Annotated in this window: 18 protein-coding genes; 10 read left to right on the forward strand and 8 right to left on the reverse strand. The window is 75.0% G+C overall.

Annotated features, from left to right (window positions below; genetic code table 11):
* Positions 1-22: 22 nt before the first annotated feature.
* Genes ACWEJ6_RS29415 through ACWEJ6_RS29425 form a run of 3 tightly spaced genes read right to left on the reverse strand, consistent with a single transcriptional unit; the run spans position 23 to position 7010 of the window.
* Positions 23-4093 (reverse strand): TIGR02680 family protein, encoded by a 4071-nt coding sequence (locus ACWEJ6_RS29415; RefSeq protein ID WP_452427891.1) that lies wholly within the window; start codon positions 4091-4093, stop codon positions 23-25.
* The gene (locus ACWEJ6_RS29420) at positions 4090-5316 is read right to left on the reverse strand and encodes a TIGR02678 family protein (protein WP_452427893.1); all 1227 of its coding nucleotides are present in this window, start codon (positions 5314-5316) and stop codon (positions 4090-4092) included. Before ACWEJ6_RS29420 ends, ACWEJ6_RS29415 begins: the two co-directional genes overlap by 4 nt.
* Positions 5313-7010, reverse strand: coding sequence for a TIGR02677 family protein (locus tag ACWEJ6_RS29425; RefSeq protein WP_452427895.1), 1698 nt, complete (start codon positions 7008-7010; stop codon positions 5313-5315). Before ACWEJ6_RS29425 ends, ACWEJ6_RS29420 begins: the two co-directional genes overlap by 4 nt.
* 179 nt (positions 7011-7189) lie before the next feature.
* Between ACWEJ6_RS29425 and ACWEJ6_RS29430 the strand changes: the two genes are divergently transcribed.
* Positions 7190-7609: an SRPBCC family protein gene (locus ACWEJ6_RS29430; RefSeq protein ID WP_352330618.1), complete on the forward strand. Its 420-nt coding sequence runs from the start codon at positions 7190-7192 to the stop codon at positions 7607-7609.
* Positions 7610-7703: 94 nt separating this feature from the next.
* Here ACWEJ6_RS29430 and ACWEJ6_RS29435 read toward each other — a convergent pair whose 3' ends face one another.
* Entirely contained in the window at positions 7704-8072 is a 369-nt protein-coding gene (locus tag ACWEJ6_RS29435; RefSeq protein ID WP_387669601.1) for a hypothetical protein, read from the reverse strand.
* A gap of 127 nt (positions 8073-8199) precedes the next feature.
* On the opposite strand from ACWEJ6_RS29435, the gene ACWEJ6_RS29440 reads away from it, so the two are divergent.
* From ACWEJ6_RS29440 to ACWEJ6_RS29470, 7 genes are all read left to right on the forward strand, one after another.
* Complete coding sequence (locus tag ACWEJ6_RS29440; RefSeq protein WP_452427897.1) at positions 8200-9603, forward strand: alpha/beta hydrolase; 1404 nt, start codon at positions 8200-8202, stop codon at positions 9601-9603.
* A 146-nt stretch (positions 9604-9749) separates the two neighbouring features.
* Positions 9750-12521: a Na+/H+ antiporter subunit A gene (locus ACWEJ6_RS29445; protein ID WP_452427899.1), complete on the forward strand. Its 2772-nt coding sequence runs from the start codon at positions 9750-9752 to the stop codon at positions 12519-12521.
* A complete protein-coding gene (locus ACWEJ6_RS29450; RefSeq protein WP_452427901.1) occupies positions 12518-13348 on the forward strand; it encodes a Na(+)/H(+) antiporter subunit C in 831 nt (276 codons plus the stop codon). The genes ACWEJ6_RS29445 and ACWEJ6_RS29450 overlap by 4 nt, the downstream gene beginning before the upstream one ends.
* 21 nt (positions 13349-13369) lie before the next feature.
* Entirely contained in the window at positions 13370-14938 is a 1569-nt protein-coding gene (locus ACWEJ6_RS29455) for a Na+/H+ antiporter subunit D (protein WP_397219523.1), read from the forward strand.
* Positions 14935-15477 (forward strand): Na+/H+ antiporter subunit E, encoded by a 543-nt coding sequence (locus ACWEJ6_RS29460; protein WP_387669608.1) that lies wholly within the window; start codon positions 14935-14937, stop codon positions 15475-15477. Before ACWEJ6_RS29455 ends, ACWEJ6_RS29460 begins: the two co-directional genes overlap by 4 nt.
* Positions 15474-15734, forward strand: a complete 261-nt coding sequence (locus tag ACWEJ6_RS29465; RefSeq protein ID WP_352351365.1) for a monovalent cation/H+ antiporter complex subunit F — start codon at positions 15474-15476, stop codon at positions 15732-15734. The genes ACWEJ6_RS29460 and ACWEJ6_RS29465 overlap by 4 nt, the downstream gene beginning before the upstream one ends.
* 2 nt (positions 15735-15736) lie before the next feature.
* The gene (locus ACWEJ6_RS29470; RefSeq protein ID WP_452427904.1) at positions 15737-16078 is read left to right on the forward strand and encodes a cation:proton antiporter; all 342 of its coding nucleotides are present in this window, start codon (positions 15737-15739) and stop codon (positions 16076-16078) included.
* Here ACWEJ6_RS29470 and ACWEJ6_RS29475 read toward each other — a convergent pair.
* The 4 genes from ACWEJ6_RS29475 to ACWEJ6_RS29490 all read right to left on the reverse strand — a co-directional run bounded on the left by ACWEJ6_RS29475 (position 16030) and on the right by ACWEJ6_RS29490 (position 20067).
* On the reverse strand, positions 16030-16527 hold the full coding sequence (locus ACWEJ6_RS29475) for a DUF6328 family protein (protein WP_352327547.1): 498 nt from the start codon (positions 16525-16527) through the stop codon (positions 16030-16032). The genes ACWEJ6_RS29470 and ACWEJ6_RS29475 overlap by 49 nt on opposite strands.
* Before the next feature lie 65 nt (positions 16528-16592).
* Complete coding sequence (locus ACWEJ6_RS29480) at positions 16593-18614, reverse strand: xanthine dehydrogenase family protein molybdopterin-binding subunit (RefSeq protein WP_452427906.1); 2022 nt, start codon at positions 18612-18614, stop codon at positions 16593-16595.
* Positions 18611-19582: an FAD binding domain-containing protein gene (locus ACWEJ6_RS29485; RefSeq protein WP_352351372.1), complete on the reverse strand. Its 972-nt coding sequence runs from the start codon at positions 19580-19582 to the stop codon at positions 18611-18613. The genes ACWEJ6_RS29480 and ACWEJ6_RS29485 overlap by 4 nt, the downstream gene beginning before the upstream one ends.
* A complete protein-coding gene (locus ACWEJ6_RS29490; RefSeq protein ID WP_357977060.1) occupies positions 19579-20067 on the reverse strand; it encodes a (2Fe-2S)-binding protein in 489 nt (162 codons plus the stop codon). The genes ACWEJ6_RS29485 and ACWEJ6_RS29490 overlap by 4 nt, the downstream gene beginning before the upstream one ends.
* A gap of 132 nt (positions 20068-20199) precedes the next feature.
* Here ACWEJ6_RS29490 and ACWEJ6_RS29495 point away from each other — a divergent pair, with 132 nt between their 5' ends.
* Together ACWEJ6_RS29495 and ACWEJ6_RS29500 are read left to right on the forward strand one after the other, a co-directional pair.
* The gene (locus tag ACWEJ6_RS29495; RefSeq protein ID WP_452427909.1) at positions 20200-21357 is read left to right on the forward strand and encodes an acetate/propionate family kinase; all 1158 of its coding nucleotides are present in this window, start codon (positions 20200-20202) and stop codon (positions 21355-21357) included.
* Positions 21350-22606, forward strand: coding sequence for an erythromycin esterase family protein (locus tag ACWEJ6_RS29500; protein ID WP_452427911.1), 1257 nt, complete (start codon positions 21350-21352; stop codon positions 22604-22606). The genes ACWEJ6_RS29495 and ACWEJ6_RS29500 overlap by 8 nt, the downstream gene beginning before the upstream one ends.
* Positions 22607-22627 lie beyond the last annotated feature (21 nt).

The raw sequence follows: 22627 nt of genomic DNA on the forward strand, positions 1-22627 counted from the left end.
TCGCTGGTGGTAAAGAACCTTTCTAATCAAGGGTCTCGGTGGCGACGGTCCGGTAGCCGTTCCACACGAAGCGGGCCGTGGTCACCGCGTCGTCGCCGTCGCCGGTGATGAGCTGGTGGATGGCGATGCCGTCCAGCTCGCGGTATTCGCACCACTCGTGGTCGGAGGTGAGCACGAGGTCGAGCCCGAGGTTCACCAGCAGGTCGAAGACCTGGCCGCGGTTGGCCCGGTCGACGCCCACGAACACCTCGTCCAGCAGGATGAACCGGGGGCAGCCGGGGTCGGTGCGGTAGTGGGCGGCCACGGCGGCGAACAGCGGCAGGTGCAGGGCGATGGCCTTCTCGCCGCCGGACAGGGCGCCGTGCAGCTTCCTGGTCAGGTCCTGCCAGCCCTGGCCGTCGCCGCGGTCGAGGCGGACCACGAACCGGTGCCAGGACGTGTAGTCGAGCACCTTCATGAGCTGGTCCTCCCAGCCGGCCGAGGAGTTGTCGGCGCGCGCCTCCTCGACGCGGTCACGGAAGAAGGCGTACAGGGCCTCGCGGTCGGCCTCGCTCAGCCCGGCCGGGTCGCGCAGCAGCAGCTCGCGGGCCGCCCGGGTGGCCGGCGACTGGGTGGGATCGACCTGCCACACCAGCCGCACCGCGACCCCCGAGGCCGTCCGGACGCGTTCGAGCCGCTGGTTCATGCCCTCGACCAGCGCGGCGGCCTGGCGGATGCGGTCGGCCAGGTGCCGCCGCGTGTCACCGGCGAGCGTGCGGTCGAACAGGTCGCGCTCGGCCTCGGTGATGTCGCCGCGCCGCTCGTCGCGCTCGCCGCGCAGCGCCCTGCCCAGCGCCGCCGCGCCCGCCCGCACGCCGCCGGCGGTGGCGGTCAGCACCTGGACATCCTCGTCGGGGGCCAGCTCCAGCTCGGCGCGGCCGGCCAGGACCTCCCTGGCGTGGTGGAAGGCGTCCCGCAGGCGGGCCTCGGCCTCCCTGACGGTCCGCTGCTCGTGGGGCACCGCGGCGAGCCGCCCGGCCACGTCCCCGGCCGCCTCCAGCACCGCCCGCACCCCGGCGTCGGGGGCGGGCCCGGCCGGCAGGCCGGCGTCGGCGGCCAGGTGGCCGGCCAGCAGGCGGCGCAGGCGTTCGCAGACCGCCTCGCGGACGCGCCCGGCCTCGGCGTGCTTCTCCTCGGCCTGACCCAGCTCGCCCCTGAGCCGTCCGAGGCGGGCGTTGAGCCGGGCCGTGTCGTCGTGGATCGTCCGGATCCGGCGGCGGCAGCCCTGGTGGGCGGTCTGGGCGTCCTGGAGCCGGCCGAGCAGGTCAAGGTCCTCGCCGCCGGCCGCAGGCTCGACGGCGGCCAGCTTCTCGGCCAGCACGACGGCCGCGTCGGCCGCCTCCTCGGCCCGTTCCATCGCCCGTACGGCCAGGTCCTGGTACTCGCGGGCGGTCTCGGCCGCCTGGCCGGCGCGTTCCCTGGCCGCGCGGGCGTCGCCGCGCCGGTCGTGCCAGACGGCGCCGGTGGTCTCGGCGGCGCGCAGGGCGGCCTCCAGGCGGTCGAGCGCGGGCCGGGCGGCGGGCAGGGCGTGCCGGGCGGCCAGCTCGGTGAGCCGGCGCAGCGACCTGCCCACCTCCTTCTCGCGCTCGTGCAGGCGCTGCTCGTGCGCGCGGAGCTGGTCCTCCAGCAGGGCCACCTTGGCCACGGCCGCGTCCAGCGCCCGCGCGGCCCCGTCGTACGGCCTGCGGTCGGGCCGCCGCCGCAGCTCGGCCGCGAGCGTGTCGCGGTCGCCGGCCAGCACCCTGAACAGGTGGTCGCACTCGGCGATCGTGCCGGCCAGGTCGGAGAGCCGGTCGTCCAGCTCGGCGACGCGGCGGCGCAGGGCGCGCTCGCGGGCGGCGTCGCCGATGTAGGCGGGCTCCGGCTTGACCCAGCGCCCGGCGGCCGGGCCGAGCCGCCAGGTGCCGTCGGCGCCGACGGCCGCCGGGTGGTCGAGGCCGAGCGCCGTAGGGGCGAAGGCGACGCCCGCGAGCACCCGCTCGGCCGAGACGGGCGCGCCCGGCTGGGCGGACAGCACGGCGGCCAGGCTGTGGCCGGGCGCGGGCCGGGCCAGGGCGGAGGCGGCGAAGGCGTCGTGCTCGCCGGGGTCCATGCCGCCGTCGGGCAGCAGCCACAGGTCGAGCAGGCCCGAGGCTTCGAGCGCCGCCTCGACGCCCGCCTGGGTGACCGGGTCGACGCCCGAGCGGAAGGCGAGCGCCCGCCACAGCGGCATGCCGGGCCGTCCGGAGCGGGAGGCGGGGCGGACGGGCGAGGGGGGCGGCTCCAGGGCGGTCCGGTCGGCCAGGCGTTCGCGTTCGCGGGCCAGTTCGGCGCGTTCGGCGTGCAGCCGGTCGCGCAGACCGGTCAGGTGGTGCTCGCGGGCGGCCAGCCGGACCGCGGCCGCCGTGCGCGCCGCGCCGACCAGCTCGTCGGCCTGGTCGGACCGGTCGGCGAGGCCGGCCAGCTCCTCGGGGTCGAGCCGGAGGTGGGCGCAGCCGCGGGCCCACTCCTCCAAGGCGGCGGCCAGGTCGCGGGCGCGCTCGTCGCGGGTCGCGCCGGCCTGGTCGTGGGCGGCGGTCGCGGCCGCCAGGTCGTCGCGGACGCGGTCGCGGTCGTGCTCGGCGGTGGTGCGGCGGCCGATCGCCTCCTCGTGCTCGACGGCCGCCGCCGCGACCTCGCGGATCTGCCCGGCGCGGCTGGTGACGGCGGCGCGCAGCAGCTCGCGGGCACGGCGCACGGACTCCTCGCCGTCGTCGCCCCGCTCCCCCTCGCCGCCCGGCTGAGCGCCCGAATGATCCGGAACCGGGCGTTCGCACTCCAGGTGGACCGAGAGCAGCCCGGCGCGCTCGGCGGCCCGGCGGGCCTCGGCGCGGGCGCGGTCGGCCAGGCCGGTGGCGGCACGGGCGACGGCCGCCGCGCGCAACGACAGCTCCTGCCTGGCCGACGCGCCGCGGGCCGCCGCCCCGGCCTGGTCGCGCAGCCGGGCCGCCGACTCGTGCACCTCGCGCGCCTGCGTGCGCAGCCGGTGCAGGTCGCGCCCGGACCGGTACGCCTCACTCTCCTTCAGCCCGTCGATCTGCGCGGCCAGGGCCAGCTCCTGCGCCTCCTCCTCCGACAGCCGGACGGCCGCGGCGGCCAGCTCGTCGCCGGCCTGCTTGAGCGCCTCCCGTCCGGCCTTGACCTCGGCGGCGAGGGCGTCGACGGCCCGCCCGGCGTCCAGGGCCGCGGCGGCGGCCGCGCGCAGCACCTTCTGGGCGTAGCCGCGCTGGACGTCGGCCAGCCGGTCGGCCTCCTGCACGTCGCGGTCGAGCAGGCGCAGCTCCTCGCGCTGCCGGTCGAGCCGCTCGAACCCGTCGGCGATCTCGTGGATCTCGCCCTCGCCGAGCGGCGGCAGGGCGCTGGACAGCAGGTCGGACAGCAGGCCGGGGTCGAGGCGTTCGGACAGTTTGGGGGTGCGCAGCTGGCGCAGCGCGGTGAGCAGGCAGTCGTAGCGCTGCTCGTTGAGCCCGGTGTAGAGGGTGCGGCGCACGAGGGCGCGGTAGGCGTCGGCGGACTCGTGGACCGTTCCGGCCTCGCCCAGTTCGTCGGCGAGCTGGGCCCTGGTCAGCGGCTGGCCGCCGTCGCCGGTGAGCCGGACGCCGCCGGGCAGTCCGACGCGGGAGCCGGTGGTGAAGTAGGCGGCGGTGACGTTCTTGGTGTGGGCGGTGGCCTGGAGGCGGGCGCCGCAGGTGAACCAGCGGCCGTCGGCGTGCTGGAACTCCAGCCAGACGTAGCCGACGCGGGTGACGCCGCTCGCGCCCTCGCCCATGAGGTTCCAGTGCATGGTCCGCTCGGTGCCGCCGAACGTGGACAGCCTGCTGGGTTTGAGGCTGGCGTCCAGCACGTACGGCAGCAGCAGTTCCAGCACCTTGGACTTGCCGCTGCCGTTGGGCCCGCGCAGCAGCAGCCTGCCCCGGTGGAACTCGAACACCTCGTCGTGGTAGCGCCACACGTTGAGGATCCCGGCGCGTACGGGCATCCAGCGCCGGTCCATGCCCGGGGCGGTGCGGGCGGGCGTGAGCTCGGTGACGGTCATGCGTCCTCCGTGTCGGCCGGGCCGCGATCGACCCGGTAGCGGGCTCCGGCGGGCAGGGCGGCCACCCGGTCGCCGGTGCGGCGGGCCAGCCCGAACATGGCGAGCGCCTCCAGCGCGTCGGCCGCGAGGCGGGGCGCGCCGCCGTCCGACTGGTAGGCCCTGGCCCACTGGGGGAAGCGCCGCAGCAGCTCGGCGGCCTCCTCGTCGAGGCGTCCGGCGGGCAGCGGACCGGCGGTGACCAGCAGGTCGAGCAGCAGCAGGGCGGCGACCTTTGCGGGGCCGCCGTCGTCGGGGAACCTCGTGTCGGTGGCGACGGCTTCGGTGTCGACGAGCAGCAGCCCCTCGGCGCGTTCCTCCAGCACGAACCCGGCCTCCTCGGCGGCCCTGCGGATCATCCGGCGGCCGGTGAGCGAGGCGGCGTAGGCGGCCTGGGCGTGGGTCAGCTCGTCGCGGTAGACGACGGGCTCGTCGAGCAGGCGGCGGATGACGGAGTGGCGGGCCCACAGGGCGCGCTGGGTCTCCGTGGGCTCGTCGCCGCCGTAACGGGCCTCGACGGTGAGCGCCGCGGTGGGAGCCACGGTGGGAGCCACGGTGGGAGCCGCCGGGTCGCCGGCCGCGCCGGGCAGGCGGGAGGGCGGGACGGGCGCGGCCAGCAGCCTGATCACGCGGGTGGTGTCCACGCGGTAGAGCACCTTGGCCTCCTCGTCGCCGAGGTAGGCGTCGGTCGTGCCGTCGGTGGGGGTGAGCGCGCCGTGCCGTTCGAGCAGTTCGAGCGCGTCGACGAAGGCGGCCCGCTCGTCGGCGCTGACCGGGTCGAACGGCGGCACGCCGGGCTCGACCGCCGCCGCCCGCGCCACCCGTCCGGCCAGCATGCCGATCGTGGTGACCGGCGCGGCGAGCAGTTCGGCCGCGCACAGGCACAGCAGTGTGTAGCGGCGGCGGTCGAACGGCGGGCCGCCGGCGCGGCGGCGGGCCGGGCGGGTGGCCGTCGGCCGCGACCCGACCTTGACCAGGCGGGCGTAGCCCTCGCGGGGCTCCACGACCAGCCGCCAGCCGCAGAAGTAGTCGAACCACCGGGTCAGCGGCTCCCGCCGTTTCCTGATCACCGCGAAGGCGGCGGGCTCGTCGTCCGCCGTCAGGAAGGGCCGGGCGAGGAGGGTCCTGATCGCGCGGGCGATCTCCTCCTTCTCGGCCCTGACGAGCTGGTTGGCCAGGCTGCTCATGCCCCTTCGGCCCTCCCGTGGTCGCGGGCGCCCGGGGAGCGCACGTCGAGCAGGTAGTCGGGGCCGCGGAACCAGCCCTCGGAGGTGCGCAGCACCGCGACCGCGCCGTCGCCGGGGGCCCGCAGGACGACCTCGACCCGGCCGTCGGAGGTGACGGCCCGGCGCAGGCCGGTGGCGTCGGGACGGGCGGCCAGGGCCCGGCCCAGCAGGTCGAGCAGCCGGCCGAGGGTGTCGTGGTCGAGCGTGCCGAGCTGGGACAGCCGGACCGAGCCGGTGGTGGCCAGCGCCCGCCAGGCGGCCTCCAGCCCGGCGTGCTCCTTCTCGGCGCGGGCGCGGCGCTCGGCGCGCAGGGCGGCCACGTCGCGCACCCGCCCGGTACGGCCCATGCGCTCGGTCCTGCCCCGCGAGCGCAGCAGCGCCGAGACCGCCACCGGCCCGGCCTCCGCCCAGCTCGTCCCGGCCGGGACGAGCTCGGCGTCGGCGTGCCCGAGGTGGGCGTGCCGGGCGGGGCCGAGGCCGAAGGCGGCGTCCCAGAGGCGGTGGGCGTCGTCCTCGGCCGGCGCGGTGGCGAACCAGCGGGCCAGCGCGCGGAAGTCGGCGGCGGCGCCGGAGGCGGGGCGGCGGGCGGCGGTGACGCGGTCGAGCAGCCCGAGCAGGGTGACGATGGCCTCGCCCGCGACCTCCTGCAGCCGCCGCAACCGGGGCCCGCCCCCGCTCCCGGTCCCCCCGCTCCCGGTCCCGCCACTCCCGGTGCCGCCGCTCCCGGTGCCGCCACTCCCGGTGCCGCCGCTCCCGGTCCCCCCGCTCCCGGTGCCGCCGCTTCTGGTGCCGCCGCTCTCGGGGGCCGGGACGAGGGCCGGGTCGAACCACTGGCGCAGTTCGGCCCAGGCGGCGGCGCGGGCGGCCAGCCACGGCGTGGCCGGGTCGGTTCCGGGGATCCGGGGCAGGTCGGCGCCGGCCAGGGCCCGGGTGTGCAGGACGCCGACGCCCCGGGCGGCCACGCCGCGCAGCGCCCGCGCCACCGTCTCGCCGCGCTGCTCCAGCCCGGTCAGGAACTCCTGAAGGTAGGCCACCGTGGCCGCCTCGGCCTCGTGGAACGTGCCAACGCCGGCGCCGTCGGCGCGCAGCAGCCGCCGCAGCTCGCCGTTGAGCCGCACGGTGTCGCGGCGCAGCCCGTCGAGGTCGCACTCCAGCTCCCGCAGGCAGGTGAACACCCGTCGGTCGCGGCCGGGGTCGGGGTCGGCCAGCAGCGCCTCCAGCTCCTCCAGCCGGTCGGCGACGGCGTCGAGCACGGCGGTGTGGAGCGCGCCCCCCGAGGAAAGTGTCGCGGTGGCCAGCGTCGCCGACGCCTGCCGCAGCCCGGCGTGGGCGGCCTCGCCCTGGGCGGTCAGGGCGTAGCGCAGGTTCCCGCGTTCGTACTCCTCGGCGGTGGCGAAGCCGGCGGCGTGGTCGAAGACGACCTCGACCAGCCGCCAGCCGGCGAGCTGCCGCAGCGCGCCGGTGAGGTCGTGGTCGCCGACGGGGGCGTACCAGCCGCGGTCGCGCAGCCGGTCGCGGACCTCGCCGGCGGTCAGCGCGGGCTCCAGGCGCTCGGCGGCGGCGCCGAGGACGCCGAGGAGGGCCGTGTGCAGATCCGCCCGCTCAGTGGTGGCGAACCGGAACATCTCCGGCGGCACTCGTGGCAGCTCCGCCATCGCGCCGTTCTCCCCTCTCGCCGCGGTTTCACCGGAGCCACCGTAGTGGCAGAGACGGGCACCGCGGGGGCCGGTTTGCGAGCAGATGCCACGGGTATGGTCGCCGCGTTCGGCTGCCGGTGGCAGGCGGCGCGGTCCGCGCCCGGTACGGCGGCATACGGGGAGGACGGGGGCCTGTGATGGCGGAGATCGAGGCGACGCGCGGGATGCCGGCCGACAGCATGATCGTGTTCGGGGTGGCGTCCGACGTCGAGCTGATGGACCGGTGGCTGCCGCAGGGGTTGTGGGTCGGCGACGGCGGGGCGGGCACCGTCGAGGCGGGCGGCGAGCTGGTGCCCGGCAGCGGGCGGCACGAGGGGCTGTTCCGCGCCCAGGAGGACCAGCTCCGGGTGGAGTGGGGCGGCCGCGACCACCCCGACTACGCGGGCTGGCTGCAGGTGTCCGACTCGGCGGCCGGCACGAGCGAGGTGACCGTGCACCTGTCGCTGCTCGACGAGCCCGCCTCCAGCGCCAGGGTCGGCGAGGTGCGCGAGCTGCTCGACCGCTCCCTCGACCGGCTGGCCGACGAGGTCACCCGCCGGGTCTCCGAAGGCGGCTGAACGACGGCCCTTCCTGAGCGCGGCCGGACGGCGGGCTTCTCCAGGAGCGGCTGAGTCCGGCGGGCGGGCGGGGGCGGGCCCGCCCCTCCGGGGTTCAGGCGTCCTCGCGGTCCGGGTTCTCCAGCCGGAAGAAGTTGCTCTGCTTGCCGTCCTTCTTGTGCTCCTGGTAGATGAAGTTCAGCTTCCGCTGGTCGAAGGTCTCGAACCACTCCTCCCAGGTGATCTCCGCCAGGTCGTCCCCGCCGTAGCCGGGGAAGTCGAAGCGGAGCACGCCCGCCCTGCCCTGGTGCTCGGTGCCGGGCACGGTCGCGGGCTTGGCGCCGCGTTCCTGCGCCCATTCCTGGATCACGTCGTGGTCGGTGGTGACGAGGCTGCGGCCGGGCCGCTCCTCGTGCTCGTCGGTCGAGGTGACGTGCTGCTCGTATTTGTGCTCGCCCTCGACGGGACGGTTCTGCTTCGACATGGCGGCCTGTTCCCCCTGGTAGTCGTGCGGATGACCTGCTCGATACCCAGCCCGGCGCGCTTCTTGCAAATGATCTGTGCCACCACGCTTAAAGGGGCTCGCAAGGTATTCCCGTCAACTTTTGATTATGCGACGTTTAATCACGATTCTTTCCCCCGTACTCGCAGGTCTGATCGCCGCGGCCGGCCTCTCCGGAGCCGCGGCCGCGGCCGCGAACGGCGGGCTCAACGCCTATTACGGTCAACGCCTGGCCTGGTCGGGGTGCGGCAGCGGGTTCCAGTGCGCGAAATTGACGGTGCCCCTCGACTACGCGAAGCCCGGCGGCCGGCGGATCGGGATCGCCATGGTCCGGCTGCCCGCGACCGGCCGGCGGATCGGCTCGATCGTGCTGAACTTCGGCGGCCCCGGCGGCGCCGGCACGACCATCTTGAAGGCCGACAAGACCGTCATGTCGGCCGCCGTCCGGCAGCACTTCGACGTGGTCAGCTTCGACCCGCGCGGCGTGGGCGCCTCCGCCCCCGTGCGCTGCCTGTCCCCCCTCGGCCTGGACGCCTACTTCGCCGCCGACCCCACCCCCGACAACGCGGCCGAGGTCAAGCGGGCCAAGGCGTGGATGAAGATCTTCGCCCAGGGCTGCGCCACCAACTCCGGCAAGCAGCTGCTCGCGCACGTCGGCACCGGCGAGGTGGCCCGCGACCTGGACGTGATGCGGGCCGCCCTGCGCGAGGCCCGCCTGACCTACTTCGGCTTCTCCTACGGCACCTACCTGGGCGCCCGCTACGCCGACCTGTTCCCCACCCGGATCCGCGCCATGGTGCTCGACGGCGCCGAGGACCCCGGCCAGACGCTGGCCGAGTTCGGCGCGGCGCAGGAGCGGGGGTTCCGGCTGGCCCGCGAGTCGTTCCTGCGCGACTGCTTCAGGGCCAGGGACTGCCCGTTCCCCCGGCACACCGTCGCCGCCGCGACCAGGCGGCTGGAGGCGCTCTACAAGCGGGCCGACCGGGCGCCGCTGCGCAACGACGGCGACAGCAGGCAGGTCAACGAGGCCATCCTGCGCGCGGGCGTCAACCAGGCCATGTACGCCAGGGACAGCTGGCCCTACCTGCGCCAGGCGCTCACCCTCGCCTTCAAGGGCGACGGCACGGCCATGCTCGCCCTGGCCGACGTCAACCACGGACGCCGTCCCGACGGCAGCTACGACAACAGCACCGAGGCGCTGACGGCCGTCAACTGCCTGGACCATCCCGAGCAGCGCTGCGCGTACTGGCCGGTCAAGGGCAAGGGGTTCACCAGGAAGGTGCGCGCCCACGGGTCGCCGCCGATCGTGGTGGTGGGCACGACGCGTGACCCGGCCACGCCGTACGAGCTGGCCAGGCGGCTGGCCGGGCAGCTGGAGCACGGCGTGCTGCTGACCCACGACGGCGACGGGCACACGGCGTACAAGGGAAGCTCGTCCTGCCTGGACCGGCAGATCGACCGGTACGTGATCACGGCTCGCGCGCCGCGCCCGGGAGCCTGCGCGAGGGTCTGAGGGCGTGGGCCCCGCTCCCTCACCCGCTCATGGGCGGGTGAGGGACTGGTGACGTTCGGGTCAACCCTGGCCGCGCCTGCGCGGCGGGCACGACCGGGCGGGAGAGATTGGGCGGACGTAGCCGGAAATTCCCGCCCGAGGAGCCCATGGAGTCGCTGCTGGTCCTGCACGCGCTCGCGGCGGTCTGCGCTCCCTGGCTGGCCCGGCGCATGGGACGGGCCTCCTTCCTGCTGCTGGCCGTGGCGCCCGGCGCCGGTTTCGCGTACACGGTGTGGCTGGGGGTGCGGGGGCTGCCGGCGCGGGAGGACACCCGCTGGGCGCCCGCGCTCGGGCTGGAGCTGTCCTTCCGGGCCGACTCGCTGACCCTGCTGATGATGGCGCTGGTCACCGGTGTGGGCGTGCTGGTCCTGGTCTACAGCGTGCGCTACTTCCCGGCCGGCGACGACGGGCTGGGCCGCTACGGCGGCGCGATGGCCGCCTTCGCCGGGTCGATGCTGGGGCTGGTCACGGCCGACAACCTGCTCCTGCTGTACGTCTTCTGGGAGCTGACCACCGTCTTCTCCTACCTGCTGATCGGCTACGACCCGGAGAGCCGGGCGGGCCGGCGGGCCGCGATGAAGGCGCTGACGGTGACCACGCTGGGCGGGCTGGCGATGCTGGCCGGGTTCGTGGTGGTCGGGCAGGCGGCGGGCACGTACGCGCTGTCGGGGGTCGTCGCCCGGCCGCCGCAGGCGGGCCCGCTGGCCGCCGGGCTGGTGCTGGTGCTGGCCGGGGCGCTGTCGAAGTCGGCGATCTTCCCGTTCAGCACGTGGCTGCCGGCCGCGATGGCGGCGCCGACGCCGGTGTCGGCGTACCTGCACGCGGCGGCCATGGTCAAGGCCGGGGTGTACCTGGTGGCCAGGCTCGGGCCGGCGTTCGGGGACGTGCCGCTGTGGCGGGCGGTCGCGGTGCCGCTCGGCGTGCTGACGATGCTGCTGGGCGGCTGGCGGGCGCTGCGCGAGACGGACCTGAAACGGCTGCTGGCCTACGGCACGGTCAGCCAGCTCGGTTTCCTGATCACGCTGTTCGGCGTGGGCACCCGGGGCGCGGCGCTGGCCGGGGTGGGCATGCTGGCCGCGCACGCGCTGTTCAAGGCCGCGCTGTTCCTGGTCGTGGGCGTCGTCGACCATGCGACCGGCACCCGTGAGCTGCGCGAGCTGAGCGGGGTCGGCCGGTCGATGCCGTGGGTGTGCGCGGCCGCGGTGCTGGCGGGGGCGTCGATGGCGGGGCTGCCGCCGTTCGCGGGGTTCGCCGGCAAGGAGGCGGCGCTGGAGTCGCTGCTGGACCGGCCGCTCGTGCTGGCGGGGGTGGTGGCGGGGTCGGCGCTGACGGCGGCGTACACGCTGCGGTTCCTGTGGGGGGCCTTCGCCGCCAAGCCCGGCGTGCCGGCCACGCCGGCGCACCGGACGGCGGCGGCCATGTTCGCGCCCGCCGCGCTGCTGGCGGTGCTCGGCCTGGCGCTGGCGCCCTTCGCCTCCTGGTACGGCGGCGCGATGTCGGGCTACACCGGCACCTTCCGCGACCCCGGCCACGCCACGCACCTGGCGATCTGGGCCGGCCTGTCCCCCGCGCTGCTGCTGTCGGCGGTGGCGCTGGCGGCCGGGGTGCTGCTGTTCCTGGCCAGGGAACCGGTGGCCAGGGCGGGCGCGGCGCTGCACGTGCTGGACTCGACGCAGCTCTTCTGGTCGCTCGTCCGCCGGCTGGACCGGTTCGCCGTCCAGGCCACGGGCTTCGTCCAGCGCGGTTCGCTGCCCGACTACCTGCTGCTCACGCTGGCCGCCACCACCGGCGTCGGCGTGTTCGCCGTCGCCTACGGCGGCGTGCCGCACCTGGACGTGCCGGTCGTCGCCTGGGAGCGCGTGGAGCAGCCGGTGCTGGCGGTCCTGATCACCGCGTCGGCGGCGCTGGCGCTGTTCGCCCGCGCCTACATCCTGCTGGCCGTGGTCGTCGGCGTCATCGGGTACGGCACCGCGCTGCTGTTCCTCGCGCACGGCTCGCCCGACCTGGCGCTGACCCAGTTCCTGGCCGAGACGCTGGCCCTGGTGGTGTTCGCCCTGGTGCTGCGGCGGCTGCCGGTGACCCCGGTCAGGGCGCGGCTGCCGCGGCTGTTCCGGTTCGGGCTCGGGCTGGCCGTGGGGGTGGTGGTGACCGGGGCGGGCATGCTGGCCACCAGCGCGCGGAGCACCTGGGCCGTCGGGTCGCTGATGCCCGCCGCGGCGCGCGAGGCGGGGGCGCGCAACATCGTCAGCGCGATCATCCTGGACATCCGGGCCTGGGACACGATGGGCGAGAGCACGGTGCTGGTCGTGCTGACGCTGGGCGTGACGAGCCTGGTGTTCCTGCGGCGCCGGACGTACGAGATCGAGCGGGACGACCGCGGCCGGGTGCCCGCCGAGCGCACGCACTGGTTGTCCTCGACGCTGCCGCGCGGCCAGCGGGCCGTGGCCTTCGAGGTGGCGGCCCGGCTGACCTTCCACACGGTGCTGGTGCTCTCGGTGTTCCTGCTGTTCGTCGGGCACAGCGGGGTCGGCGGCGGGTTCGCCGGCGGCATCGTGGCCGGGCTGGCGATCACCGTGCGCTACCTGGCCGGCGGCCGGTACGAGCTGGCCGCGGCGGTCCCGGTGCACGCGGGCGTGCTGATGGGCGCCGGGCTGACCCTGTCGACCGGCACGGCGCTGGCCGGGCTGCTGTTCGGGCGGGCGGCGCTGGACATGCTGGCGGCCGACGTGCACCTGCCGCTGGTCGGCAGCCTGCACGTGTCCACGGGCCTGCTGTTCGACCTCGGCGTGTACGTCTCGGTCACCGGCATGGTCCAGGACGTGCTGCGCGGCCTCGGCGCCGAGCTGGACCGGCAGATCGAGGCGGAGGAGAGCGCGTGACGATCTCCCTGGCGCCGTTCCTGTGCTGCTGCGTGATGATCACGACCGGTGTGACGCTGCTGCTGGAGCGGAGCCTGGTGCGGGTGCTGGCCGGGGTGGTCGTGCTGGGCAACGGCGTGAACCTGCTGATCGTCACCGCGGGCGGGAACGCCGGCGGGCCGCCCATCCTGGGCAGCACGCCGGTGGCGGACATGGCCGATCCGCTGCCGCAGGCGATGGTGCTCACCGCCATCGTCATCACCCTGGGCGTGACGGCGTTCGTGCTGGCCATGGTGCACCGGTCGTGGCAGCTCACCGGCAGCGACGAGGTCCAGGACGACACCGAGGACCGGCGCGTGCGGCTGCGGGCCAGGCGCGGCGAGCTGAGCCACGCCCTGCGCACCCGCCAGGACGCCTACCGGCGGCTGGTCGTGGAGCAGCGGGCGGAGCTGGCCCGGCTGGAGGCCGAGCAGGCCGAGCGGGAGCGGCTGCAGGAGGCCGACCTGGAACGGCGGATCGCCCGCGTGCACACCGAGCTGGAGGAGTGGATGCGCACCCGGATGGCCGAAGGGCTGTCGGAGGAGGAGCTGCAACGCGGCTTCGAGGAGGCCGGGCAGCGGGACGCGCCGGACGAGGAGGCCACGGCCGGCGACAACGCCGAGCGCATCGACGAGCTGCGCCGCGAGCACACCCGGCGGCGGGCCGAGCAGGCGGCCGGCGAGAGGGAGCTGCGCCAGCGGATCAAGGCCAGGCAGCGCGACGCCCGCAGGCAGATGCGCGCGGCCATCCGCGAGGAGCGGGCCCGCCAGGCGCTCGCCAACGACCCCGAACTGGAGGGCGACGACTAGTGGCAGGCAAGGGCGGGGCCCGTGGGTGACCTGGTCGAGCTGCGCGGGCTGGTGTGCGTGCCGGTGCTGCTGCCGCTGCTGGCGGCCGGGATCAAGCTGGCGATCGGCGGCCGGCTGCGGCACCTGCAGTCGGCCATCAGCCTCACCACGCTGGGCATCTCGCTGGCGGTGTCGGTGCTGCTGCTCGCGCACGCCGACACGCACGGCCCGCTGGTGACCGAGCTGGGCGGCTGGGCCTCGCCGGTCGGGATCTGCCTGGTGGCCGACCGGCTCTCGACGCTGGTGCTGGTGGTGTCGTCGGCGGTGACGCTCTGCGTGATGGTGTACTCGATCGCCAACGCCTACGACGAGGCCGAGCACGACGCGCCGATGGCGATCTTCCATCCGGCGTTCCTGGTCATGGTGGCGGGCGTGGCGGACGCGTTCCTGTCCGGTGACCTGTTCAACCTGTTCGTCGCTTTCGAGATGCTGCTGAGCGGCTCGTACGTGCTGCTGACCTTCGGCGGGACCGAGTCCAGGATGCGGGCGGGGGCCACGTACACGCTGATGGCGCTGGCGTCGTCGATGTTGTTCCTGATCGCGCTGGCGGTGACCTACGGCGCGACGGGCACGTTGTCGATGGCGCAGCTCGCCGAGCGCTTCGGCACGCTGCCCGAGCAGGTCAAGCTGCTGGTCGAGCTGACGCTGCTGCTGGCGTTCGCGATCAAGGCGGCGATCTTCCCGGTGTCGGCGTGGCTGCCGGACTCCTACCCGACCGCGCCCGCGCCGGCCACGGCCGTGTTCGCCGGGCTGCTCACGAAGGTCGGCGTGTACGCGATCATCCGGCTGGAGGCGCTGCTGTTCCCCGGCGGGCCGGTCTCCACGCTGCTGATGGCGGTGGCGCTGGCCACGATGCTGGCCGGCGTCCTGGGCGCGGTGGCGCAGACCGACATCAAGCGCATGTTGTCCTTCACGCTGGTCAGCCACATCGGCTACATGGTGTTCGGGGTGGCGCTGTCGACGGTGGCGGGACTGGCGGGCGCGGTGTTCTACATCGTCCACCACATCACCGTGCAGACGAGCCTGTTCCTGGTGACGGGGCTGATCGAGCGGCGCACCGGCACCACGTCGGTCAACCGGCTGGGCGGGCTGATGAGGACCGCGCCGGTGCTGGGCGTGCTGTTCTTCGTGCCCGCGATGAACCTGTCGGGCATCCCGCCGATGTCGGGGTTCCTGGGCAAGCTGCTGCTGGTGCAGGCGGGCCTGGACAAGGGCGGCCCGGCGGCGCTCGTGCTGGTGGCGGGCGGGCTGCTGACGAGCCTGCTGACGCTGTACGCGATCGCCAAGACGTGGGGCAAGGCGTTCTGGCGCGCGCCGCGCGAGGAGCGGCTGGGCCAGGTGATGGAGAGCGAGGAGGCGACGGGTGAGGAGCCGGTGGTGACGACGACGGCGCTGCCGCCCGTGCTGCTGGGCGCGACGGCGGCGCTGGTGGCGCTGGGGCTGTCGTTCACGGTGCTGGCCGGGCCGCTGGCGGCGCTGACGCAGCGGGTGGCCACGGAGCTGAGCGAGCGGCAGACGTACATCACCGCCGTGCTGGGGACGCGGCGGTGAGCGGCGGCGTGCTCGCGCCGCGGCTGTTCGGCCGGCGGGTGCCGCTGCCGCTGGTGGCGTGGCTGACGCTGGTGTGGGTGACGCTGTGGGGCGAGCTGTCGGCGGGGAACGTGCTGGGCGGCCTGGCGACCGCGCTGGTGGTGACGTGGCTGCTGCCGCTGCCCGTCCTGGACCCGGGGATCAGGGTGCGGCCGCTGCCGCTGGCGCGGTTCCTGCTGTGGTTCGGGTGGGACATGCTGCTCTCGACCGTGCGGGTGGTGGCGTGGGTGGTGCGGCCCGGCGATCCGCCCACGCAGCTGGTCCTGGTGCGGCTGCGCACGTCGTCGGAGTCGATGACCGTGATGATCATGGTGGCGTTGTCCACGATGCCGGGGAGCCTGGTGGTGGAGGCGTACATGGACAGGAGAGAGCTGATGCTGCACGTGCTGGGGCTGGCCGGAGAGGGCGTCCCGGACGCGGTTCGCAGGGACCTGGCCGCGCTGGAGTCGCGCATCGTGGCCGCGTTCGGCACCCGCGCGGACCGGGAGGAGCTGCGGTGAGCGCGGTGTACCTGGTGACGATCGCGCTGCTGGGCGGCGGGGCGGCGGCGGCGTTGTGGCGGGTGGGGCGCGGGCCGTCGATGCTGGACCGCGCGGTCGCCCTCGACGTGCTGACGTCGCTGGCGATGTGCGCGGTCGGGCTGTTCGCGGTGGTCAGGGACGACTACTCCGACCTGCCGGTGCTCCAGGTGCTGTCGTTGCTGGGGTTCGTGGGCTCGGTGTCGCTGGCCCGGTTCTTCCCGGGGCGGTCGGGGTGAGCGTGACGGACAGCGTGATGGGCAGCGTGATGGAGATCGCGGCGGCGGTCTGCCTGGTGCTCGGGGCCGTGCTGGCGTTGTCGGCGGGCGCCGGGCTGGTGCGCTTCCGCACGACGCTCGACCGGATGCACGCCGGCACCAAGCCGCAGGTGCTCGGCGTGCTGCTGGTGCTGGCCGCGATGTGGCTGCACCGGCCCACCTGGTGGAACGCCGGGCCGCTGCTGATCGTGGGGGCCTCGCAGGTGATCACGGTGTCGGTGGCGGCGTACATGGTGGGGCGGGCGGCCTACTCGCGTCAGTCGTCGCGGGACGAGACCGAGATGCCGCCCTCGGAGGAGGACTGATCGCCCCTGCGGTCGAGGGCGGGCTGGCCGAACCAGGTCCAGGCGGCCAGCCCGGCCAGGATGCCGGCGGTGACCCAGGCGAGGGTGGAGTGGAACAGGTAGTCGATCACCAGCATGGTGGCCGTGGTCATCGACACCACCAGGGCGAGCGCTCCTAACAGGCCGTAGGTGTTGGACCGGCGTACCAGCCTCTCCTTGTGGCCCTGCCGGAACAGCACGCGGTGCTGGGCGGTCGGCGCGATGTAGCAGATCGACGCGACGGCGGCGCTGACCAGCGCGGCGAAGTAGAGCCAGCGGTCGGTCTGGTCCAGCTTGACGAAGCCGGGCGAGAAGGGGACGGTCAGCAGGAACGCGAACAGCACCTGCACGCCGGTCACCGCGACGCGGGCGCCCTGCAGCAGTTCGACGAAGTTGCGGTCGGCGCGTTCCTCGTGCGACTCGTTCTTCACTCGGCCTCCTTGTTGGATGTTCCCCTCTTCCTTGGCGGAGGCCGGTCGAAACATGGATGGCGGGGTCAGCTGAGGATCTTGGCGGGGGTGATGGGCAGGTCGCGCACCCGCCGGCCGGTGGCGTGGTGAACGGCGTTGCCGATCGCGGCGGCGGTGCCCACGATGCCGATCTCGCCGATGCCCTTGGAGCCCATCGGGTTGAGCAGGCCGTCCTGCTCGTCGATCCAGACGGCCTCGATCGCCGGCACGTCGGCGCAGGCCGGCACATGGTACTGGGCCAGGTCGCGGTGCAGGAAGCCGCCGAACTCGTCGTCGGTCAGCGTCTCCTCCATCAGCGCCATCCCCATGCCCATGGTCATGCCGCCGACGAACTGCGACCTGGCCAGCCTGGCGTCCAGGATGCGGCCGGCGGCGAACACGCCGAGCAGGCGCGACAGGCGGATCTCGCCCGTCACGGAGCTGACCCTGACCTCGGCGAACTGGGCGCCGAAGGCGTGCCTGGCCAGCTCCTCGTCCGCCTTGACCTCCTCGGTGGTGTCGGCGGTCCCCTCGCCGCCGTCGGCCCGCAGCGCCTCGCAGGCCCGTACGACGGCCGAGCCCCACGACGCCGTGCCCATCGAGCCGCCCGCGACGGGGGCCTTCGGCAGGTCGCTGTCGCCGAGCTCGACGTGCACCCGGTCGGGGGCGACGCCGAGGCAGTCGGCCGCGATCCTGGTGAGCACGGTCCGGGCGCCGGTGCCGATGTCGGCGGCGGCCACCCGGATGACGAAGTCGCCGTCGCGCACGGTCGCGGTGGCCTGCGAAGGGCCGCGTCTGGCCGGGTAGGTGGAGGCGGCCACGCCGGTGCCGACCAGCCACTCCCCCTCGCGCCGGACGCCGGGCGCCGGGTCGCGGCGGTCCCAGCCGAAGCGGCGGGCGCCCTCGCGCAGGCAGGTCACCAGGCTGCGGGAGCTGAACGGCAGCCCGCCGTCCGGCTCGGTCGTGGGCTCGTTGCGGATGCGCAGCTCGACGGGGTCGATCCCGGCCGCCTCGGCCAGCTCGTCCATCGCCGACTCCAGGGCGTACATGCCGGGGCACTCGCCGGGGGCGCGCATCCAGGACGGGGTGGCGACGTCGAGGCGGACGAGCCGGTGCGCGGTGCGCAGCGCGGGCGTGGCGTACATGACGCGGCCCGGGGTGGCGGCCTGCTCGGCGAACTCGACGATCCTGCTGGTCTGCACGTACGCCGTGTGCTCGACCGCGGTGAGCCGGCCGTCGGCGTCCGCGCCGAGCCGCAGCCGCTGGACGGTGGGCGTGCGGTAGCCGGTGAGGTCGAACATCTGCTGCCGGGTGAAGACGACCTTGACCGGGCGGCCGGCGGCCCGGGCGGCCAGGGCGGCGAGCACGGCGTTCGGCCTGGTGGTGCCCTTGGAGCCGAAGCCGCCGCCGACGTGCCTGGACACCACCCGCACCCGCTCGGCGGGCAGGCCGAGGGTCTTGGCGATGCTGTCCCGGTCGCCGCTGGTGCCCTGGGTCGAGTCGTAGACCAGCAGCCGGCCGTCGTCGGCCCACACGGCCACCGCGGCGTGCGGCTCCATCGCGTTGTTGTGCAGGGGCGGCGTCGTGTACGTCACGTCCACGGCGGACGCGGCGGCGGCCAGCCCGGCCTCCACGTCGCCCTTGCCGGTGTCGGGCGGCAGGTTCGGGTTGACCTTCTCGGGCCGGTAGAGGTCCGGGTGGTCGGCGCGCAGGCGCACGTCGTGGGCCTGCGGTTCGTAGGCGACGCGGACGGCGTCGGCGGCGGCGCGGGCCTGGTCGTAGGTGCCGGCGACGACGGCGGCCACGAGCTGGCCCCGGTAGACGACGTCCCGGGAGCGGAACAGCGCCAGCTCGGGGTCCGCGTCCTCGGCCAGGTCGGGCGGGTCCTCGACGGACAGCACGGCGAGCACGCCCGGCATGGCCAGCGCCGGCCCGGCGTCCACCCCGGTCACCCGGCCCCTGGCGACCGTGGACTGCACCGGGTAGCAGTAGGCGACGCCCTCGACCGGGTACTCGGCGGCGTACGTGGCCAGCCCCGTGACCTTGACGCGCCCCTCGATGCGGTTCACGGCGTCAGCTCCTCCAGCGTGCGGACGATCAGGTTGCGCGCCAGCGGCAGCTTGTACGCGTTGCGCGGCAGCGGGCGGGCCTGGTCGAGCTCGGCCTCGGCGGCCCGCAGGTAAGCCTCCCCCGTGGCGGGGCCGCCGATGATCTCCCGTTCGGCGCGTTCGGCCCGCCAGGGCGCGTGGGCCACGCCGCCGAGCGCGATGCGGCAGCCGGTGACCACGCCGTCCCAGCGCACGTCGAGCACGGCGGCGATGGACACCAGCGCGAACGCGAACGAGGCCCGCTCGCGCACCTTGCGGTAGAGGGAGGCGCCCGGCGGCGGCGCGGGCAGCTCGACGGCGGTGATCAGCATGCCGGGTTCGAGCACGGTGTCGCGCTCCGGCGCGTCGCCGGGCAGGCGGTGCAGGCCGGGCATGGGGATGATCCGGTCGCCGGCCGGGCCGGTGACGTGCACCTCGGCGTCGAGCGCGGCCAGCGCCACGGCCATGTCCGAGGGGTGGGTGGCCACGCAGGCGTCCGAGGCGCCGAGCACGGCCAAATTGCTGTGGTCACCCTCGATCGCGGGGCAGCCGGTGCCGGGCTCGCGCTTGTTGCACGGCCTGGTGACGTCCTGGAAGTAGGGGCAGCGGGTGCGTTGCAGCAGGTTGCCGGCCACCGTGGCCATGTTCCTGACCTGGCCGGAGGCGCCGGTCAGCACGGCCCTGGCGAGCATCGGGTAGCGGGCGCGGACGAGCGGGTCGGCCGCCAGGTCGCTGTTGCGCACGGCCGCGCCGATCCGCAGCCGGTCGCGTACGGGCTCGACGGCGTCCAGCGGCAGGCGGCTGACGTCCACGAGGTGGTCGGGGGCGGCCACGCCGAGGCGCATGAGGTCGACCAGGTTGGTGCCGCCGCCCAGGTACATCGTGCCGGGGCCGTACCGGCCGACCGCGTCGGACGGGCTCTGGGCGCGGACGTAGTCGAACGGCTTCACCGGGCCACCTCGCCGATCGCGGCCACGATGCCGGGATAGGCGCCGCACCGGCACAGGTTGCCGCTCATGCGTTCCCTGATCTCCTCGGGCGTCAGGGCCGGGTCGAGGAGGAGGTCGGCGGTGACGGCGCTCGGACCCGGCTCGCCCAGCATGCCGACCGCCGAGCAGAGCTGGCCGGGTGTGCAGTAGCCGCACTGGAAGGCGTCGTGCTCGATGAACGCGGCCTGCAGCGGATGCAGCTGCTCGCCCGAGGCCAGCCCCTCCACGGTGACGATCTCGCTGCCGTCCACCGCCACGGCCAGCGCCAGGCAGGAGTTGGCCCGGCGGCCGTCGATGAGCACCGTGCACGCGCCGCACTGGCCGTGGTCGCAGCCCTTCTTGGAGCCGGTCAGGCCGAGCCGTTCGCGCAGCAGGTCGAGCAAGGAGATCCTGGGGTCGACGGCCACGGTGTGCGGCACGCCGTTCACCTGCAGGGTGATGTCCATAGGCGCTCGCCTACCCGGCCACCGCCGGAGGCAACCACGGGCTCGGACATCTCGGGGTAAAGGTGACGGGGTCCAGGTGTCGGGGCGCGGGCGGCGGGTAGCCGGGGAGAGGATCGGGCCGCGGAGGGGTGCATGGGGCGAGCGTTCGACGAGCAGGTGGCGGAGTCCGAGGCGGTGCTCACCGTCAACGCGGGCTCGTCGAGCCTGCGTCTCGACCTCGTGCAGGGCGGCTGCGTGCTGGACAGCGCGCACGCCGAGCGGGCCGCGGACCCGGGCTCGGCGCGCGAGGAGCTGGCGGCGTTCCTCGGCGGCCACTTCGACCGCGACATCCGCGCGGTGGCGCACCGGCTGGTGCACGGCGGCGACGTCGTCCGCGCGCCCACGGTCGCCGACGACGAGACCGTCGAGGCGCTGCGCGGCGTCGTGAGCCTGGCGCCGCTGCACCTGCCGCCCGCGCTGGCGCTGCTGGAGGCGGCCCGCGAGCAGCTTCCCGCCGTGCCGCACGTGCTCTGCCCCGACACGGCCTTCCACGCCGGCCTGCCCGACGCCGCCGCGGTCTACGCCCTGCCACGCGAGTGGCGCGACCGGTACGGACTGCGCCGCTACGGCTTCCACGGCCTGTCCTACGCCTGGACCGCCGACCGGGTGGCCGAGCTGCTCGGCCGGCCGCTGGCCGACCTGGAGCTGGTGCTGACCCACCTGGGCGGCGGCTCGTCGGTGTGCGCGGTGTCGGGCGGGCGCAGCCTGGACACCTCGATGGGGTTCACCCCGCTGGACGGCGTCCCGATGAGCAAGCGCTCGGGCAGCGTCGATCCCGGGATGCTGATGTGGCTGCTGTCGCAGGGCCACCTGTCGGCCGACGAGCTGGGCGAGGGCCTGCAACGCCGGTCCGGGCTGCTCGGGCTGTCCGGCGGCCGCTCGGGCGACACCCGCGAGCTGGTCGAGGCCGAACGCGCCGGCGACGCCGAGGCCGCCCTGGCCCTGGAGGTGTTCTGCCACCGGGTGAGCCGGGAGATCGCCGCCGCCGCCACGTCGCTGTCCAGGATCGACGCCCTGGTGTTCACCGGCGAGATCGGCTGGGACCAGCCGGAGGTGCGCGAGGCGGTCTGCCGCCGTCTCGGGCTGCTCGGCGTCGAGCCGCCCGAGTCCGGCAACCGGCACGACGACGGCCTGGTCAGCGGGCCGGGCGTCGCCGTGCCCGTCCTGGTCGTCCAGGTGCGCGAGGAGCTCCAGCTCGCCCGCGAATGCCTGGGCGTCTTCCGGCCGGCAGAGGAGGACGGCTATGGATGACGTCACCCGCTCGGCGCTGCGGCTGTCGGGCGAGCAGGATCTCGACCCGCTGCTCGACCGCGTCGGCGAGGCCGGTCTCGTGCTGATCGGCGAGGCCAGTCACGGCACCCACGACTTCTACACCTGGCGGGCCGCGCTCACCCGCCGCCTGATCGCCGAGAAGGGCTTCGGGTTCGTCGCCGTCGAGGGCGACTGGCCCGACTGCGAGCGCGTCCACCGCGCGGTCACCCGCGACGGCGAGGACCCCTTCGACGCCCTGTACGCCTACCAGCGCTGGCCCGCGTTCATGTGGGCCAACGAGGAGGTCGCCGAGTTCTGCCGCTGGCTGCGCCGCTGGAACGCGGCCCTGCCGCCGGGCGAGCGCGTCGGCTTCCACGGCCTCGACGTCTACAGCCTCTGGGAGTCCCTGCGCGCCGTGCGCCGCTACGCCGCCGACCACCTGCCCGACCAGCTCGGCACGGTGATGGAGGCCCTGTACTGCTTCGAGTCCTACGGCCACGACCCGCAGCGGTACGGCCTGGAGACCCGCCTGGTCCCCGACTCCTGCGAGACCGAGGTCGTAGAGCTGCTCAGGGCGGTCGCGGCGGCCGCGCCCGCCGACGAGGACGGCTTCGAGGCCCGGCAGAACGCCGAGGTCGTGGCCGGGGCCGAGAACTACTACCGGACCATGGTCGGCGGCGGCCCCGACTCGTGGAACGTCAGGGACGTGCACATGGCCGACACCCTGGACCGGCTGACCGCCTTCTACGGGGCCAAGGGCGTGGTGTGGGCGCACAACACGCACGTCGGCGACGCCCGCGCCACCGACATGGCCGCCGCCGGCATGACCAACCTCGGCCAGCTGGCCCGCGAGCGGCACGGCGAGGACGTCGTCCTGGTCGGCTTCGGCGGCTACCGGGGGACGGTCGTGGCCGGGGCGAGCTGGGGTACGCGGGCGCACGTCATGCCCGTCCCGCCGGCCCGGCCCGGATCGCTGGAGGCGCTGCTGCACGACGCGCTCGGCGGCGAGCGCGCCCTGTTCGTGACGCCCCGGCGGCCCCGTCCGCGCTGGTTCGACCAGCCGCTGGACCACCGCGCGATCGGCGTCGTCTACCGGCCGGAGCGCGAGAAGTGGGGCAACTACGTGCCCACCGCGCTCGGCGACCGCTACGACGCCTTCATCTGGCTGGACGTCACCGAGGCCCTGCACCCGCTGCACGCCGAGCCGTGGGACGACGTCGAGCCGGAGACCTATCCCAGCGCCATGTGACGGACTGTCGGTGGCAGATGG

The organism is Nonomuraea sp. NPDC004702 (genome assembly GCF_053601695.1).